This window comes from Castellaniella sp. GW247-6E4 (assembly GCF_040276065.1).
In the GTDB taxonomy this organism is placed as follows: Bacteria; Pseudomonadota; Gammaproteobacteria; order Burkholderiales; family Burkholderiaceae_B; genus Castellaniella.
This window is the reverse complement of record NZ_JBELOI010000003.1, coordinates 20,508-36,362: the sequence shown is the minus strand read 5'-3', so window position 1 is coordinate 36,362 and position 15,855 is coordinate 20,508. Positions and strand designations below refer to the sequence as shown.

17 protein-coding genes are annotated in these 15,855 nt (G+C 68.0%); 10 read left to right on the top strand and 7 right to left on the bottom strand.

All coding sequences use genetic code 11. The features are described from left to right. Positions 1-22: 22 nt before the first annotated feature. Genes hpnE through hpnC form a run of 3 tightly spaced genes read right to left on the bottom strand, consistent with a single transcriptional unit; the run spans position 23 to position 3,062 of the window. Complete coding sequence (gene hpnE / locus ABS761_RS05370) at positions 23-1,315, bottom strand: hydroxysqualene dehydroxylase HpnE (RefSeq protein WP_350407092.1); 1,293 nt, start codon at positions 1,313-1,315, stop codon at positions 23-25. Continuing rightward, on the bottom strand, positions 1,312-2,178 hold the full coding sequence (gene hpnD / locus ABS761_RS05365) for a presqualene diphosphate synthase HpnD (protein ID WP_350407091.1): 867 nt from the start codon (positions 2,176-2,178) through the stop codon (positions 1,312-1,314). The genes hpnE and hpnD overlap by 4 nt, the downstream gene beginning before the upstream one ends. Next, positions 2,175-3,062 (bottom strand): squalene synthase HpnC, encoded by an 888-nt coding sequence (gene hpnC / locus ABS761_RS05360; protein WP_350407090.1) that lies wholly within the window; start codon positions 3,060-3,062, stop codon positions 2,175-2,177. Before hpnC ends, hpnD begins: the two co-directional genes overlap by 4 nt. A gap of 65 nt (positions 3,063-3,127) precedes the next feature. Between hpnC and alr the strand changes: the two genes are divergently transcribed. The 10 genes from alr (at position 3,128) to phoU (ending at position 12,738) form a co-directional block, all read left to right on the top strand. Beyond that, entirely contained in the window at positions 3,128-4,279 is a 1,152-nt protein-coding gene (gene alr / locus ABS761_RS05355; RefSeq protein WP_350407089.1) for an alanine racemase, read from the top strand. Beyond that, on the top strand, positions 4,280-4,996 hold the full coding sequence (locus ABS761_RS05350) for an SDR family oxidoreductase (RefSeq protein ID WP_350407088.1): 717 nt from the start codon (positions 4,280-4,282) through the stop codon (positions 4,994-4,996). A 2-nt stretch (positions 4,997-4,998) separates the two neighbouring features. Then, complete coding sequence (gene radA, locus ABS761_RS05345; RefSeq protein WP_350407087.1) at positions 4,999-6,363, top strand: DNA repair protein RadA; 1,365 nt, start codon at positions 4,999-5,001, stop codon at positions 6,361-6,363. A gap of 25 nt (positions 6,364-6,388) precedes the next feature. Then, the gene (locus tag ABS761_RS05340; RefSeq protein WP_350407086.1) at positions 6,389-7,141 is read left to right on the top strand and encodes a 3-deoxy-D-manno-octulosonic acid kinase; all 753 of its coding nucleotides are present in this window, start codon (positions 6,389-6,391) and stop codon (positions 7,139-7,141) included. 66 nt (positions 7,142-7,207) lie between these two features. Next, complete coding sequence (locus tag ABS761_RS05335; RefSeq protein WP_350407085.1) at positions 7,208-8,305, top strand: polyamine ABC transporter substrate-binding protein; 1,098 nt, start codon at positions 7,208-7,210, stop codon at positions 8,303-8,305. 4 nt (positions 8,306-8,309) lie between these two features. Further along, positions 8,310-9,434, top strand: coding sequence for an ABC transporter ATP-binding protein (locus tag ABS761_RS05330; RefSeq protein WP_350407084.1), 1,125 nt, complete (start codon positions 8,310-8,312; stop codon positions 9,432-9,434). Beyond that, positions 9,431-10,345, top strand: a complete 915-nt coding sequence (locus ABS761_RS05325) for an ABC transporter permease subunit (protein ID WP_350407083.1) — start codon at positions 9,431-9,433, stop codon at positions 10,343-10,345. The genes ABS761_RS05330 and ABS761_RS05325 overlap by 4 nt, the downstream gene beginning before the upstream one ends. Next, the gene (locus tag ABS761_RS05320) at positions 10,342-11,136 is read left to right on the top strand and encodes an ABC transporter permease subunit (protein ID WP_350407082.1); all 795 of its coding nucleotides are present in this window, start codon (positions 10,342-10,344) and stop codon (positions 11,134-11,136) included. Before ABS761_RS05325 ends, ABS761_RS05320 begins: the two co-directional genes overlap by 4 nt. 51 nt (positions 11,137-11,187) lie before the next feature. Then, a complete protein-coding gene (gene rpiA, locus ABS761_RS05315) occupies positions 11,188-11,868 on the top strand; it encodes a ribose-5-phosphate isomerase RpiA (protein ID WP_350407081.1) in 681 nt (226 codons plus the stop codon). Between the two features lie 147 nt (positions 11,869-12,015). Next, on the top strand, positions 12,016-12,738 hold the full coding sequence (gene phoU / locus ABS761_RS05310; protein WP_350407080.1) for a phosphate signaling complex protein PhoU: 723 nt from the start codon (positions 12,016-12,018) through the stop codon (positions 12,736-12,738). 1 nt (position 12,739) lies between these two features. On the opposite strand, the gene ABS761_RS05305 is transcribed toward phoU, so the two are convergent. Genes ABS761_RS05305 through ABS761_RS05290 form a run of 4 tightly spaced genes read right to left on the bottom strand, consistent with a single transcriptional unit; the run spans position 12,740 to position 15,843 of the window. Next, positions 12,740-13,012 (bottom strand): oxidative damage protection protein, encoded by a 273-nt coding sequence (locus ABS761_RS05305; RefSeq protein ID WP_350407079.1) that lies wholly within the window; start codon positions 13,010-13,012, stop codon positions 12,740-12,742. 31 nt (positions 13,013-13,043) lie between these two features. Continuing rightward, positions 13,044-13,985, bottom strand: a complete 942-nt coding sequence (gene rfbD, locus ABS761_RS05300) for a dTDP-4-dehydrorhamnose reductase (protein WP_350407078.1) — start codon at positions 13,983-13,985, stop codon at positions 13,044-13,046. After that, positions 13,982-15,067 carry a dTDP-glucose 4,6-dehydratase gene (gene rfbB, locus ABS761_RS05295; protein WP_350407077.1) on the bottom strand — a complete coding sequence of 362 codons (1,086 nt, stop codon included), beginning with the start codon at positions 15,065-15,067 and terminating at the stop codon, positions 13,982-13,984. The genes rfbD and rfbB overlap by 4 nt, the downstream gene beginning before the upstream one ends. Beyond that, on the bottom strand, positions 15,064-15,843 hold the full coding sequence (locus tag ABS761_RS05290) for a glycosyltransferase family 25 protein (RefSeq protein ID WP_350407076.1): 780 nt from the start codon (positions 15,841-15,843) through the stop codon (positions 15,064-15,066). Before ABS761_RS05290 ends, rfbB begins: the two co-directional genes overlap by 4 nt. Positions 15,844-15,855: the final 12 nt, after the last annotated feature.

Genomic DNA, 15,855 nt, shown 5'->3' with positions numbered 1-15,855 from the left:
GCCCGGCCCCCGAGGGGCGTCCTCAGTCGAGCGCCAGCGCTTCGGCGGCCCGGTGGCCGCTGCGCACGGCGCCTTCGAGGACGGCGGGATAGCCTGTGTCGGTCCAGTCGCCCGCTAGCGTCAGGCGCGGCCAGGGCGTGCGGTTCGCGGGCCGGCGCAGGCCGGGAACCGCGCTGAAGGTGGCGCGCTTTTCGGTGATCAGGGTGCTGGCGAGGACAGCGGGCAGCCGCTCGGGCGCCTGCTCGCGAATCTGCCCGATCACCCCCTCAATGATGGCGGTCGTGTCGCGGCCGGTCGTGCGGCTGGCCCCGCTGATGACGGTGTGTACCAGGCAGGCGGCCGCTCCGTCCGTGACGGCGCTGCGGTCAAACAGCCATTGTCCGTATGCCCCGTGGTCGGATTTTTCCTCGAGCATGCGCATGGCCTCGCCTGAGCCCCAGGGGTGTTCGAGGCGCAGGGTGACGGTGCCGATGCCCTCGAAGCGCCACTGGGGCCAGTCGGCGAGCCACTGTGCGCCGCCCGGCAGGCCCTGGAGCAAGCGTGCCGCTTCGCTGGGCGGCGTGGCCAGGACCACCGCGTCGAAGACCGCATCATCCACCCGATAGCCGCTGCTGGGCACGGCCTCCAGCGCGCCCACGCGATGGCCGACGGCGAGCCGTGGCAGGCGCGCGCGAGCCTGGTCGGGCCACAGCTCGTCCAGGGTGCCGCGCGGGATCAGCAGGCGGCTGGCGTGCGCACCGGCGCCCAGGCTGTCGCGCAGCACCCGGACGAACAGGCGCGCGTCGGCGACCTCTGAGGGGGTGTTCATCGCGGCCAGGCACAAGGGATCCCACAGCAGTCGGCGCAGGCGTTCGGGGCAGCCCAGCCGGCCCAGCCAGCGGGATACGGTGTCGGTGTCCACAGGGTCGGCCGCGCGGGCGCCGAGCGCGCCCAGGATGCGGGCGAGGCTCCAGCGTTCGCGCGCGCTCAGGCCGCGCCCGCCCAACAGAATGCCCAAGGCGTGGGCAGGGGCGGGCAGGGGCCAGGCGCCCAGTTGGAACCGTCGATCGGCCGAGGCCAGCCGCAGGGTCTGGGCGTGAAACGCCGTGTCAGGGTCCACGCCGAGTTCGCGCATCAGGTCCAGCGTTTCACGATAGGCGCCCAACAGGATGTGCTGGCCGCAATCGATCGTCCCCAGGCCGGGCCTGGACACGGCGCGGGCTCGCCCGCCGCTGTGGCGCGCGGCCTCGAAGACCCATGGTTCGCAGCCCATCCGCCGCAGCCGCAGGGCGGCGGCCAGGCCGGCCCAGCCCGCGCCGATGACGGCGACCCTCATGGGCCGGCCAGCCGCCCGATCAGTCCGTGTCCTCCGGTGACCCAGATTTTCCAGGCGAGCCAGAACTTGCGGATCGGGGTGAGGGCGATGCGTTGGTCGAGGACGTGCCAGCGGTCGCGCTCGATCTCGCCAAGCAGGGCGTGGTAGATCGCGGCCATCATCAGCCCCGGACGCTGGGCGCGCCGGTCGGCGTCGGGCAGGGCGCGCATCGCATCCCGGTACAGATCGCGGGCGCGCTGCGTCTGGAAGGCCATCAGGGCTTCGAACCGCTCGGAGTGGCGGGCATCGAGGATGTCGTCCACCGTGACGCCGAAGCGCTCCATTTCGTCGGCCGGCAGGTAAATCCGGCCGCGGCGCGCATCGTCACCCACATCGCGGATGATGTTGGTCATCTGGAAGGCCAGGCCCAGCGTTTCAGCATATACGAGCGTGCGCGGATCGGTGTGGCCGAAGATCGCCGCGCTGAGCTCGCCCACCACGCCGGCCACGTGCCAGCAATATTTGCGCAGGGCTGCCCAGTCCGGGTAGCGGAACTGGTCCAAATCCATCTCCATGCCCTCGATCACCGCGTACAGCGGGTCGGGGCGCAGGCCGAAGGGCTCGATGTAACGCGCCAGGGCGATGGCCACCGGGTGATCGGGCGAACCCTGGAACATCTGTTCGACCTGCGTGCGCCACCAGGCGAGCTTCATCCGGGCGACCGAGGGTTCGGAGGTCTCGTCGACGATGTCGTCGACCTCGCGGCAGAACGCGTACAGTGCCGTGATCGCCTTGCGCCGCTCGGGCGGCAGGAACAGAAAGGCGTAGTAGAAGCTCGAGCCGCTGCGCGCGGCCTTTTGTTGGCAGTAGTCGTCGGGATTCATCGTCTGGGGTCGGGAAACGGGCGAGGAGTGGGGCATGCGGTGCACAACGCGCGCCAGCATAGCAGCAAGCCATCGCCGCGTGTGAGGGTCGGGCGCTGGGCGAAGACGTCATAGCCGCGGTGCTCGAGCTTCTCGAGGATGCGCAGGCCGCCGTGCACCACCAGGCGCAGCTCCAGGCCGATGCGTCCGGGCAGCCGCCAAGCCAGGGCGGCCCCCGCCACCAGCGCGGCGCCCGCCTGGGCGGCCTGCTCGCGCATCAGGGCCTGCCAGGCCTCCGAGGGCCGGTCCGGCGGTTGCCGCGTGCAGGCGTCGATGTAGGATTCGTCCACGCCGTGGCGCGCCAGGCTGTCTTGTGGGATGTAGAGCCGGCCCTTGGCCCAGTCGATGGCGACGTCTTGGCAGAAATTCACGCGCTGCAGCCCGGTGCAGATGGCGTCGGACTGGCCGAGGTTGTGCGAGTCGGCGGCCCCGAACAGGTGCAGCATGATGCGGCCCACCGGATCGGCCGAGCGCCGGCAGTAGTCCAGCAGCCCGGCCTCGTCGGCATAGCGCGTCGTGCGCAGGTCCTGCGAAAATGCCGAGAGCAGGTCGAGGAACGGCTGGATGGGCAGGCTGTGGCGGGCGATCGTCCCGGCGAGGTTGTGGAAGATCGGCCCATGGGCGGGATCCAGGCCGGCACAGGGATCGCGCCGCGCGGCCAGCGCATGCAGGGCGGCGCGCCAGGCCTCGAGCTGGCGCGCGCGCTCCTCGACGCACGCCTCGCCCTCGTCGGCGATATCATCCGCCGCGCGGGCAAAGGCGTAGACGTGGCGCACCGCCGGACGCAGCCTTGCGGGCAGCAGCAGCGAGGCGACGGGGAAATTTTCATAATGATCGACAGCCATAATCAGGCAGTATACTGAGCGGCGGCTATCAGGTAGCTGCCGTTCTTCTCGTCTTGGGGGATTCCATGCCGCGCCCGATCCTGGCCACCGTCCACGTGCCAGCCTTGTCCCACAATCTGGAAACCGTCGCCGGCATGTTGAGCCGGAGCGCCACGGTGCCGCGTCCCTCGGTGTGGGCAGTGATCAAGGCCAATGCATACGGCCATGGGATCGAGCCGGCGGTCGAAGGGTTCGCCCAGGCCGATGGACTGGCGATGCTGGATCTCGACGAGGCGGTGCGCTGCCGCGAACACGGCTGGAGCGGCCCCTTGCTGCTGCTCGAGGGGTTCTTCGAGCCGGCTGACATCGAGGTGCTGGATCACTACCGGATCACGACCGCAATCCATTGCGCCGAGCAGCTCGAGATGCTCGAGGCGGGCCAGGTGCGCCACGCCCTGGACGCCTTCGTCAAGCTCAACTCCGGCATGCATCGCCTGGGATTTCAGCCCGATCAGTATCGTGCGGCCTATCGGCGCGCCCTCGATCTGCAGGCCGAGGGCGTTTTGGGCGCCGTCGGCAAGATGACCCACTTTGCACGGGCCGACGACGACCCGGTCGAGACCGCCGGACAGTTGCGGGTTTTCGCCCAGGTGACCGAGGGCTTGCCTGGGCCGGTCAGCGTCTGCAACTCGGCCGCGACCCTCACCGAGGGCCTGGCTGCCGGGGTCTCGGGGGGCGAGCAATGGGTGCGCCCGGGGATTTGCCTGTACGGCGGTTCGCCGTTCGACGAGCGTTCGGCAGAATCCATGGGGCTGCGCCCGGCAATGACCTTGAGCTCCCGGCTGATCAGCACGCACACCGTGCCCGCCGGCGGCGCCGTCGGCTACGGTCACTGTTACGTCGCCGAGCGTGCCACCCGGGTGGGCGTGGTTGCTTGCGGTTATGCGGATGGTTATCCGCGCCATGCCCCCACCGGCACCCCGATCACCGTCGAGGGCGTGCGCACGCGCGTGCTGGGCCGGGTATCCATGGACATGCTGGTGGCCGATCTCGACCCCGTGCCGCAGGCGCGCGTCGGGTCGCCGGTGGTGCTTTGGGGGGAGGGCGGGCCTTCCGTCGACGAGGTGGCCCGCCCCTGCGGGACCATCGGCTACGAACTCCTGTGCGCCGTGGCCCCGCGGGTCCCGAGGCGCGTCCAGGGCGCGGGCGCCGCGCCATCTTCCGACGAGGGGCCGTAAGTGAAAAACAATTGTGTGCTGGTGACGGGCGCGACCAAGGGTATCGGCTGGGCCATCAGCCAGCGGCTGGCCGATCAGGGCTGCCATGTGGTGGGCTTGGCCCGCAATGTCCAGGACATCGACTTTCCCGGATATTTGTACGGGTGCGATCTCTCCAATGCCGGTGAGACCGAGGAGGTCCTGCGCGTCATCCGGGAAAAGTACCCGGTCGATGCGCTGGTCAACAGCGTCGGGCCGGCCCTGCCCGAGGCGTTGGGCGAGGTCGGCTTGGCGTCCCTCTACCAGGCCTTCGACTTGAACGTGCGCGTTTCGGTGCAGGTCGTGCAGGCCTTCACGACCTCGATGAAGGCGCGCAAGTCAGGACGGATCGTGAATATCTGCGGCCGCGCGGTCCACGGGTCCGCCGGACACACCAGCTATTCGGCCGCCAAGAGCGCGCTGCTGGGCTGTACCCGGACCTGGGCCCTGGAATTGGCGCCGCACGGAATCACCGTCAACGCGGTGTCGCCCGGCCCGATCGAAACCGGCCTGTTTCGCGCGGAGTACCCCGTGGGCAGCGATGCCGAGCGCGACGTGCTCGCCACCATTCCCATGGGCCGCCTGGGCCAGGCGGCCGAGGTGGCGGCCGCCGTCACGTTTCTACTGTCGGACGAGGCGGCTTACATCACGGGCCAGGAACTCGGGGTGGACGGGGGTGGCAGCCTCGCGGGCCGCTGATCATGGCCAAGGCAAAGACGCTGTTCGTCTGCGCGGACTGCGGCGGCGAGACCCCGAAATGGGAGGGTCGCTGCCCGCACTGCGGGGCCTGGAACACGCTGCAGGAATCCCGTCAATCCGCCGGTCCGGCGCATCGCTTCGCGCCGCTGGCGGCAGCCACACCGGTGCGCAGCCTGGCACAGATCGAGGCGCGCGAGCAGGCGCGCAATCCCACGGGCATCGCCGAATTCGACCGCGTCCTGGGCGGCGGGCTGGTCCAGGGGGCGGTGGTCCTGATCGGTGGCGATCCGGGCATCGGTAAATCCACGCTGCTGCTGCAGGCGCTGGCCAGCATGGCGCGCGCGGGGCCGGTCCTGTATGTCACGGGCGAGGAATCCGCCGAGCAGGTGGCGCTGAGGGCGCAGCGCCTGGAGGTCTCGGGCGAGGGTGTCGACTTGCTGGCTGAAATCCGCCTCGAGTTGATCACCCAGGCGCTGGTCGAACGCCAGCCGGACGTCGCCGTGATTGATTCGATCCAGACGCTGTATTCGGGCGAACTCAGCGCGGCACCGGGCTCGGTTTCGCAGGTGCGGGAATGTGCGGCCCAACTCACCCGGATTGCCAAGCAGACCGGCGTGACCCTGATCCTGATCGGCCACGTGACCAAGGACGGCGCGCTGGCCGGCCCGCGCGTACTCGAGCATATTGTCGATACGGTCCTGTATTTCGAGGGCGACACCCATTCATCCTTCCGCCTGGTGCGCGCGATCAAGAACCGCTATGGCGCGGTCAACGAACTCGGGGTGTTCGCGATGACGGACCGCGGCCTGAGGGGCGTCAGCAACCCCTCCGCGCTGTTCCTCTCGGGGCACGCGCGCGACGTGGCGGGATCCTGCGTGATGGCCACCCAGGAAGGCACGCGCCCGCTGCTGGTGGAGGTCCAGGCGCTGGTCGACACCGCGCACGTGCCCAACCCGCGGCGTCTGTCCGTGGGGCTCGAGAGCGCGCGGCTGGCTATGCTGCTGGCGGTGCTGCACCGGCATGCCGGGGTGGCGACGTTCGACCAGGACGTCTTCGTCAATGCGGTGGGCGGGGTGCGCATCATGGAGCCCGCCGCCGACCTCGCGGTCTGCCTGGCGATCCTGTCGTCCATGCGCAACCGGCCGATGCCGGCGGGCCTGTTGGCCTTTGGCGAGATCGGCTTGGCGGGCGAGGTGCGACCTGCGCCCCGAGGCCAGGAGCGCCTGCGCGAGGCCGCCAAGCTCGGTTTCGGGCGGGCCGTGATCCCCAAGGCCAACCTGCCGCGCCAGCCTATCGAGGGCCTGCGCATCCACGCCATCGAACGCATCGAGGATGCATTGCACGTGTTCGATGAGGATGGGGCATGAGGCGCGACACCGGGGCGCGGAGCGCGTGGCGTTGATCGGATGCGGGCCCGAGCGGGGGCACGTCCTCGCGTTCGACGGCGGCGCGCTGTGCGTGCCCGGGTTCCTGGCGAAGAGCGCCGGCCCCGAGTGGTTCGATCCGCAGGCTGTCGGCGGCCTGCCTGTCGGCGAGGGCGGCAGGCAGGCCGCCTGGTTCGTCCAGGGGCCTTTCGGCGCGGCCGTGCTGCGCCATTACCGCCGCGGCGGTCTGCGTGCCCGCCTGGGGCGGGAAGCATATTTCTGGCTGGGGGCGGCGCGCACGCGCTCGTTCGCCGAGTATGCGGTCCTGGCCCGCCTGCGGACGGCGGGCGTGGCGGTGCCCGAGCCGCTCGGAGCGGCCTATTGGCGTCACGGCTTTGGCTATCGGGCCGCCATCCTGGTCGCGCGGGTTCCGGGGGCGCGGACCCTGGCCGGATGTCTCGGCGCGACTGCCGTCCCCGATGCGGCGCGCGCCGCCGGGCCGGTTGACGCCGTGGATCCACTGCCCGTGGCCCGCGCCATCCATGCGATGCACGAGGCGGGGGTCTCGCACGCCGACCTGAATGCGCATAATATTTTGCTTGACGAACAGGGGCGGGTCTGGCTGATCGATTTCGATCGGGCGGTCGTGGGTGTGGTGTCCCAGGGACAGCGCCGGAAAAACCTGTTGCGTCTGCGGCGCTCTTTGGTTAAGGTGTGCGGCGCGCCCGGTGCGCGGTGGTGGGACGCGTTGCGTTCGGCCTATGGGCGTCCGCCTTGCTGAACGCCATGCCGGCGGCATGAGTCGGTCCTTTTTTTCCCGTTTTTCACTACGAGAGGGGGCTTTGCCATGAAACTGGGCATCACCCATGCCATTCTTGTGTCCGGCGCGCTGATGGCGGCCGCATCCGCAGGCGCGCAGGAGCGCGTCGTCAATGTCTATAACTGGGCCGAATACACCGCGCCGGACACGGTCTCCGGGTTCGAGAAAGCGACCGGAATCAAGATCCGCTACGACGTCTACGACAGCAACGATACGCTGCAGGCCAAGCTGCTGACCGGCAAGTCGGGCTACGACGTGGTCGTGCCTTCGACGAACTATGCGGCGCGTCAGATCGAGGGCGGCCTGTTCCAGAAGCTCGACCGCTCCAAGATTCCCAACTGGAAGTACCTAGACCCGGCCCTGATGGCGCTGGTGGCCTCGGTCGACCCCGGTAATCAATATCTGGTGCCCTGGGGCTACGGTACCAACGGCTTGGGTTACAACGTGACCAAGGTCCGCGAACTGATGGGCGCCGACGCGCCGCTGGGCTCCTGGGACATGCTGTTCAAGCCCGAGAACGCCGCCAAGCTGCAGGGGTGCGGAATTTCCATCCTGGATGAGGCCGCCCAGGTTTTTCCCGCGGTCCTGCACTATATGGGCAAGAACTCCAACAGCAGCGAGCCCAAGGACTACGAGGCTGCGCTGGCCTTGCTCAAGACCATCCGTCCGTATGTGCGCCAGTTCAGCTCCTCGGGCTATATCGACGAGCTCGCTGCCGGCGGCCTGTGCATGGTCTACGGGTATTCGGGCGATGTGATGATCGCCTCGGCGCGCGCCCGCGAGGCCGGCAAGACCTACGCGATCGATTATTTCATCCCCCAGGGCGGCGCGCCCGCCTGGTTCGACACGATGGCCATCCCCAAGAGCGCCGAGCATGTGGACGAGGCGCACGCCTTCATCAATTACATCGAGACGCCCGAGGTGCACGCCGCGATCACCAACACCATGTTCTATCCGAACGCCAACATGGAGGCGCGCAAGCATGTGATCAAAGAGGTCGCCGAGAATCCCATGATCTATCCGCCCGCCGAGGTGGCCGCCACGCTGTTCGTGATCAAGCCCCAGCCCCTGCCCATCCAGCGCCTGCAGACGCGCATGTGGGCTGAACTGAAGTCCGGGCGCTAGCGGCATGCAGGATGTACGCGGCATGCCCCGTCAGGGCGAGGCCGACGATTTCGTGCGCATCGAGGATGTGGTCAAGATTTTTGGCGACACGGTGGCGGTACAGTCCGTCAACCTCTCGGTGCGTCGCCACGAGATCTTCGCCTTGCTCGGCAGCTCCGGCTGCGGCAAGTCGACGCTGCTGCGCATGCTGGCGGGCTTCGAGGAGCCCACCTCCGGGCGCATCGTCCTCGACGACGAGGACATCACCCAGTTGCCCCCGCACCGGCGGCCGGTCAACATGATGTTCCAGTCCTATGCCCTGTTTCCGCACATGACGGTCGAGGCGAACGTCGCCTTCGGCCTGCGCCAGGAGGGCGTGCCGCGCCACGAGATCCACGAGCGTGTTTTCGAGGCCCTGGATCTGGTCCAGATGGCGGGCTATGCGCGGCGCAAGCCGCAGCAGCTCTCGGGCGGTCAGCAGCAACGGGTGGCACTGGCGCGCAGCCTGGTCAAGCGTCCCAAGCTCCTGCTGCTCGACGAACCGATGTCGGCCCTGGACAAGCAAATCCGCCAGGCCACGCAGATCGAGCTGGTCAAGATCCTCGACCAGGTCGGCGTCACCTGCATCATGGTGACCCACGACCAGGAGGAAGCCATGACGATGGCGAGCCGCCTGGCCGTGATGACCGAGGGGCAGATCGTGCAGTGCGGCACACCCTACGAGGTCTATGCCTTTCCGAGTACGCGTTTCGTGGCGGGCTTTATCGGCTCGACCAATCTGTTCACTGGCACCATCGTCGTCGACGAACCCGATCACGTCCTGATCGGCAGCGACGCCCTGTCGCGGCCCCTGTACGTCAGTCATGGGGTGAGCGAGCCCATGGGCATGGAGGTCCACGTCTCGATCCGTCCCGAGCAGATCCGCGTGCTGCGCGAGCAGCCCGCGGCGGATTCCAACTGGGGCCACGGCATGGTCTCGCACGTGGCCTGGATGGGCAGCTATGCGCGCTATCAGATCCGTCTCGACGCCGGACAGGTGATCGAGGCGAGCGTCCCCAGCCTGGATTGGAATCAGGCCGAGGCGCCGGGCATCGACGAGGAGGTCTACGTCTCCTGGGCGCACGATGCCGGCACGGTGCTGTCTTCATGAACCTGCGCCTGCCCGCGTCTGTCCGCCCCTCCGCCCGCCAATGGGCCGTCGGGGTACCCTACCTGTGGCTGATGGTGTTCTTGCTGCTGCCGTTCCTGTTGGTGCTCAAGATCAGCTTTGCGGACCTGCAGTTCGGCATCCCGCCTTACACGCCGCTGGCGACCCTCGAGGACCACACCCTGCAGTTGTCGGTGCACCTGCGCGGCTATGCGCTGCTGTTCACCGACAACCTGTATCTGGCGACCTATCTGAACTCGGTCAAGATGGCCTTGATCACCACGGCCTGCTGCGCGCTGATCGGCTATCCCATGGCCTACCAGATCGCGCGCTCGCGGCCCGCGGTGCGCAACCTGCTGCTGCTGGGGGTGATCCTGCCGTTCTGGACCTCGCTGCTGTTGCGGGTGTATGCCTGGGTGGGGATCCTGCGCAGCGATGGGCTGCTCAATGGCCTGCTGATGGGGTTGGGCCTGATCGACGCCCCGCTCGAGATCTATCGCACCGACCTGGCGGTGTATATCGGCCTGGTCTATGCTTATCTGCCGTTTTTCATCCTGCCGCTGTACGCCAACCTCGTCAAGCTTGACCACCGGCTGCTGGAGGCGGCCTACGATCTGGGGGCCCGGCCCTGGCGCGCGTTCCTCGAGATCACTCTGCCGCTGTCGATGCCGGGGGTGATCGCGGGGGCCATGCTGGTCTTCATCCCCTCGGTGGGTGAGTACGTGATCCCCGAGATGCTGGGCGGCGCCGATACCCTGATGATGGGTCGCGTCATGTGGACCGAGTTCTTCAACAACGCCGACTGGCCCATGGCGGCGGCGGTGACGTGCGTCATGGTTCTGCTGCTGCTGGTGCCGCTGACGATCTTTCAGTACAACCAGGCGCGCCAGCTCGAGAAGGAGCGGCGGCGATGAGGGGCAATCCGGTCCTGCGCTTCGTGGTTCTCGTGATCGGCTACGCCTTCTTGTACGTGCCGATTGCCTGCCTGATGGCGTTTTCCTTCAACGATTCGAGCCTGATGACGTCGTGGTCAGGGTTCTCGCTGCGCTGGTATGTCGAGCTCTTTCAGGACAAGGCGCTGCTCGAGGCGGCTCGCCTGTCGCTCGTGATCGCCGCTCTGACGGCGACCACGGCCGTGGCGATCGGCACCTGGGCCGGCTACGTGCTCGCGCGCATGGGTCGCTTTCGCGGCTTTGGCCTGTATGTTGGCATGCTGAGCGCGCCGCTGGTGATGCCCGAGGTCGTCCTGGGGATTTCCCTGCTGCTGATGTTCGTCGAGGTGTCCAAGCTGACAGGCTGGCCCGATGGCAACGGGATCTTCACCATCTGGGTCGGGCACGTCACGCTGTGCATGGCCTATGTGGCGGTCATCATCCAGTCGCGGGTGCGCGACCTGGACCGTTCGCTCGAGGAGGCGGCGCTGGACCTCGGCGCGTCGCCGCTCAAGGTCTTTTTCCTGATCACCGTGCCGCTGATCTCGCCCGCGCTGCTGGCCTCCTGGCTGCTGGCCTTTACCCTGTCGCTGGACGATGTCGTGGTGGCGTCCTTTCTCTCGGGGCCGGGCTACACCACCTTGCCGCTCGAAGTCTTCTCGCGCGTGCGCCTGGGCCTCAAGCCCGAAATCAATGCCCTGGCCACGCTGTTCATGCTGGTGGTCGGCATCGTCGTGGTGGCGGTCAACCGCATGCAGGCGCGCCAGGATTGAGCCGCGGCCGGCCCGGGTACAATAAGCCCCTCGCCGCAAACCCACACCATCATGCCGACCCAAGACCAGCTCAAGCAACAGGCCGCCCAGGCGGCCATCGAACATGTCCTGCCCTTGCTGCGTCCGGAGGATGTCCTGGGCGTGGGCACCGGTTCGACCGTCGATCTGTTCATCGACCGGTTGGCGGCGCATCGGGGGGATTTCCGCGCGGCGGTCTCCAGCTCCGAGCGCAGTACCCGCCGCCTGAGGGCGGCGGGGATCGAGGTGTTGGACCTGAACGAGGTACCCGCCATGGCCTGGTATGTCGACGGCGCCGACGAGATCGACGGCGCGCTCAATATGATCAAGGGCGGCGGCGGTGCGCTCACACGGGAAAAAATCGTCGCCTCGGTGGCCGATCGCTTTGTGTGCATCGTCGACGAGTCCAAGCTCGTTGATTGCCTGGGCCGCTTTCCCCTGCCTATCGAAATCATCCCGCTCGCGCGCGAGGCGGTGGCGCGCGCCTTGCGGCAGCTTGGCGGCCAGCCGGTCCTGCGCGAGGGCTTCGTGACCGACAATGGCGGGCACATCCTGGATGTCGCCGGGCTGACACTGGACGAGCCCGCGCAGTTCGAGGCGGTGATCAACAACATCCCCGGGGTGGTGTGCTGCGGGCTGTTTGCGATCTCGGGCGCGGATGTGGCGCTGATCGCCGGCCGTGAGGGCGTGCGCACCCTGCGTCGCGCTTGGTGAGGACCCCGCCCATGGGGCGGGATGCGCCGGCGGTGGGCCGTCGTCATGAAGCTGTCATGCGGACAGGGTAAGCTGCGGCGATGACAAGGCATCCCCCGGGGTGCTACGCTTTGCGGTCAGGCAATTCCCCGTTATCGAGGTCAGGACATGCTGGAGCACACGAACAAGCAATTTCATATGGAACTCGAGACCACGCGCTCGATGTTCCTGCAGATGGGCGGCCTGGTCGAGTCCATGGTGCTCGACGGCATGCGCGCGCTGGCCGACGGCGAGCTCGACCTAGTCGACAAGGTCCGCGAGCACGAGCGCCAGGTCAATCAGCTCGAGGTCACCATCGACGAGCGCATCGGCCTGCTGATCGCGCGCAACCAGCCCACGGCGGTCGACCTGCGCCTGCTGTTGTCGATCTCCAAGATGCTGACCGACATGGAGCGTTGCGGCGACGAGGCGGTCAAGGTCGCCAAGGTGGCGCGCCGCCTCCACGAGGCCGACTCGTCCTACGAGCCGGTGGTCGAGTTGCGCCACATGGCCGATGCCGTGGCGGGCATGATACGCGCCGCGCTGGATGCCTTCGCCCGCGAGGACCCCGTGGCTGCTGCCCAGGTCGTGCGCAATGACAAGGAGGTCGACCGCGAATGGAAGGCCGCGCTGCGCCACATGATTACCTATATGATCGAGGATCCGCGCACGATCTCCCGCTCAATCGATCTGGTCTTCATCGCCCGCGCGCTCGAACGCATCGGCGACCATGCCAAGAACATGGCCGAGCGGGTGATCTACATGGTGCGTGGCGACGATGTGCGCCACATGGGCGTCAGCAATACCGAGCGCATGGCGCGCGGCGAGGCGCCCGAGCCCAAGGAGAAATGAGTCACTGGCCGGGGGGCACGTAGCCCCTGGCCTCGACGTCGCGGTCCTCGAATAGGAACGCCTGCATGTGGTCGGACAGGAATTTGCGCGCCTCGGCGTCCGCCAGGCTCAAGTGGTTTTCATTGACTAGGCGCGTCTGGATGTCCAGCCACTTGGCCCAGGCATCCTTCGAGATTTCGCGCCAGATCCGTACGCCGAGGTCCCCGGGGTAGGGGGGGTAGTCCAGCCCCTCGGCCTCGCGTTTCAATTTACGGCAGTGGATCATGCGGCCCATGGGTGTCGGTCTCCGGGTGGCTGTACAACCGTCATTGTAGCCCGTCGGGGGCCTGTGCCAGGGTGTCCAGCGTGCGCGCCAGGCCGATGCGCCAGTCGGGGGCCGGGCGGCCGCCCAGACGCTCGGCGAGTTTCGATCCGTCGAGCCGGCTGTCAGCCGGCCGGGGTTCGGCCGGGGGCCGGTCCCGCGTGGCGATGGCGCTCAGAACGGGCGGACGCTCGAGCAGGCCCCGCTCCATGGCCTGCCGGAGAATCTCGTGGGCGAAGCCGTGCCAGCTCACCCAGGGCGCGCCGCTGAAATGATAGATGCCCGCCGGCGCCGGCCGTTGCATGGCAAGCTCGAGCAGCACCTGGGCCAGATCCCCGGCCCAGGTGGGCCCGCCGATCTGGTCGTCGACGACTTGCAGCGTATCGCGCTCGCGGCCCAGCCGCAGCATGGTCTTGACGAAATTGCCGCCGTAGGCGCTGAAGATCCAGCCACAGCGCAGCACGAGGCTTGTCGGCGCGAGTTCGAGCACCTGGCGCTCGCCCTCGAGCTTGCTGCGGCCGTAAGCGTTCAAGGGGCCGACGGGGTCGTCCTCGGTGTAGGGGCGGCCGGCGCGCCCATCGAATACATAGTCGGTCGAGACGTGCACCAGGCGCGCGCCGCGCCGCGCGCAGGCCTGCGCCAGCAGGCCGGGCGCCTCGGCATTGGCGGCCAAGGCGCGCCCGTATTCCGCGGCGGCTCGATCGACGGCCGTATAGGCGGCCGCATTGATGACGACGTCCGCCGGGTGCCGGTCCAGCCACGCGGCGACGCGATCGGCACGTGTCACGTCCAGCGCCGTCCGGTCGGCAAAGGTCACGGCGGCCGATGGCGGTGGCGATTCGGCGACCCGGGCGCGCAGCGATCTGCCCAGTTGCCCGCCGGCGCCAGTCACCAGGATGCGCAAGGGGCCCGACGGCGGCGCGCGCGGTGGTTCCGTGCCGGTCATTGCGGTGGCGACGCCGCCGCCTCATGCACCCCCAGCCGCTCGCGCCGATAGCCACCGTTCTGGATGTGGCGGCACCAGTCCAGGTGGTCCAGGTACCATCGGACAGTCTTGCGCAGCCCGGTCTGAAAGGTCTCGCGCGGCGTCCAGCCCAATTCGCGGTGGATTCGCTCGGCGTCGATGGCGTAGCGGACATCGTGGCCCGGCCGGTCGGTGACGTGGGTGATGAGCTCGGCATAGGGGCGCCGGCCGTGTGTGGCGGCGGGCGCCAGCTCCTCGAGCAAGGCGCAGATCGCCCGCACCACGTCGATGTTGCGCTGTTCGTTGTGGCCGCCGATGTTGTAGGTGCGTCCAGGCGTGCCGTTCTCCACCACGTGCAGCAAGGCCCGTGCGTGGTCCTCGACGTACAACCAGTCGCGCACCTGCAGGCCTTCGCCGTACACCGGCAGCGGCTTGCCCTCGAGAGCGTTGAGAATCATCAGGGGGATGAGCTTTTCCGGGAAGTGGTAGGGTCCGTAGTTGTTGGAGCAGTTGCTCACCAGCACCGGCAGGCCGTAGGTCCGGTGCCAGGCGCGCACCAAGTGGTCGGATCCCGCCTTGCTGGCGGAATAGGGCGAACTGGGGGCATAGGGGGTCGATTCGGTGAACAGCCCGCCGTCCGCACCGAGGTCGCCGTAGACCTCGTCGGTCGAGACATGGTGAAAACGGAAGGCCGCGCGCGCGGGTGCGTCCAGCGTGCCCCAGTGGCGGCGGGCGGCCTCAAGCAGCGTATAGGTGCCGACCATATTGGTCTGGATGAAGGCCGCTGGGCCATCGATCGACCGGTCCACATGGGATTCCGCCGCCAAGTGCATCACGGTGTCCGGCCGGTGCTGTGCAAAGATTCGGTCCATCCCCTCGGCATCGCAGATGTCGAGGTGTTCGAACACGTGGCGCGGATCGTTCCCGATCGGACGCAGGGATTCGAGATTGCCGGCGTAGGTCAGCTTGTCGACGTTGATGACCGAGTGGCTGGTGTTCAGGATCAGGTGGCGGACCAGGGCGGAGCCGATGAACCCGGCGCCGCCGGTGACGAGGATCCTCATGTCCGCAGGCGCCTGTGATGCAGGCGGAACACGGTGTTGTGGAGCGTCTTGCGCAGATTGTCGCGCAGCCTGAAGGCCTCGCGCCGCAGCGTGTCGCCAAGGCCGCGGCGCGCGCGCGAGGCCGGGCCGCGGATGTCGGATTCGGAGGCGTCGTCGTGCGTCACGCAGGCGGGCCGCAGCGCGATTGATTCGACGCCGTGCTCATAGAAACGGATCATGGTGTCGTCCACGGGATAGATCCAGGTCTCGCAGTGGCGCAGCAGGGCCTGAGCCCCCGCGGGTGTGATCAGGTAGGCGACGGTGCGGAAGTGGCCCTTGAGTTTTTTGTGCAGCACGAAGGCCCCCTCGCGGTCGACCGCGATGCTGGGGTCGCGCCCGGGCTTGTCGTTGCCATGCAGCCACACCAGCGGCCAGCGCCGCGCGATGGCGGGCGCATGTTCGAGGAATTTGGCGAAATTGGGCCCGAGGATGGCGTCGTCCTCGATGACGATCAGCGGGGCGCCGGATTCGACGCATTCCTGCCACAGCAGGTAGTGGCTGGCGAAGCAGCCGAGCTGGGAGGGCTTGAGCGGGCTGCCATGGCCTTTGACGCGCTCGCGCGCAGCGGGGTCGTAGTGCCGGAACAGCGGGTGATCCGGCTGCCGGGCGCCATGCACCGCGGAAAAGAAGCTATAGGGATAATCGCCCATCAGCGCCATTTGTGCGGCGAGTCGTGCACGGCGGTCGGTGCGTGACGGCAGGTTGACGATGTGGATCGGGATGCGGGCGTCGGTCATGCGGTGTCGATC

What these genes read in the sequence shown, in the direction of transcription:
- hpnE (WP_350407092.1), bottom strand. Translation starts at nt 1,315, where the DNA reads ATGAGGGTCGCCGTCATCGGCGCGGGCTGGGCCGGCCTGGCCGCCGCC.
- hpnD (WP_350407091.1), bottom strand. Translation starts at nt 2,178, where the DNA reads ATGAATCCCGACGACTACTGCCAACAAAAGGCCGCGCGCAGCGGCTCG.
- hpnC (WP_350407090.1), bottom strand. Translation starts at nt 3,062, where the DNA reads ATGGCTGTCGATCATTATGAAAATTTCCCCGTCGCCTCGCTGCTGCTG.
- alr (WP_350407089.1), top strand. Translation starts at nt 3,128, where the DNA reads ATGCCGCGCCCGATCCTGGCCACCGTCCACGTGCCAGCCTTGTCCCAC.
- radA (WP_350407087.1), top strand. Translation starts at nt 4,999, where the DNA reads ATGGCCAAGGCAAAGACGCTGTTCGTCTGCGCGGACTGCGGCGGCGAG.
- ABS761_RS05335 (WP_350407085.1), top strand. Translation starts at nt 7,208, where the DNA reads ATGAAACTGGGCATCACCCATGCCATTCTTGTGTCCGGCGCGCTGATG.
- ABS761_RS05330 (WP_350407084.1), top strand. Translation starts at nt 8,310, where the DNA reads ATGCAGGATGTACGCGGCATGCCCCGTCAGGGCGAGGCCGACGATTTC.
- ABS761_RS05325 (WP_350407083.1), top strand. Translation starts at nt 9,431, where the DNA reads ATGAACCTGCGCCTGCCCGCGTCTGTCCGCCCCTCCGCCCGCCAATGG.
- ABS761_RS05320 (WP_350407082.1), top strand. Translation starts at nt 10,342, where the DNA reads ATGAGGGGCAATCCGGTCCTGCGCTTCGTGGTTCTCGTGATCGGCTAC.
- rpiA (WP_350407081.1), top strand. Translation starts at nt 11,188, where the DNA reads ATGCCGACCCAAGACCAGCTCAAGCAACAGGCCGCCCAGGCGGCCATC.
- phoU (WP_350407080.1), top strand. Translation starts at nt 12,016, where the DNA reads ATGCTGGAGCACACGAACAAGCAATTTCATATGGAACTCGAGACCACG.
- ABS761_RS05305 (WP_350407079.1), bottom strand. Translation starts at nt 13,012, where the DNA reads ATGGGCCGCATGATCCACTGCCGTAAATTGAAACGCGAGGCCGAGGGG.
- rfbD (WP_350407078.1), bottom strand. Translation starts at nt 13,985, where the DNA reads ATGACCGGCACGGAACCACCGCGCGCGCCGCCGTCGGGCCCCTTGCGC.
- rfbB (WP_350407077.1), bottom strand. Translation starts at nt 15,067, where the DNA reads ATGAGGATCCTCGTCACCGGCGGCGCCGGGTTCATCGGCTCCGCCCTG.
- ABS761_RS05290 (WP_350407076.1), bottom strand. Translation starts at nt 15,843, where the DNA reads ATGACCGACGCCCGCATCCCGATCCACATCGTCAACCTGCCGTCACGC.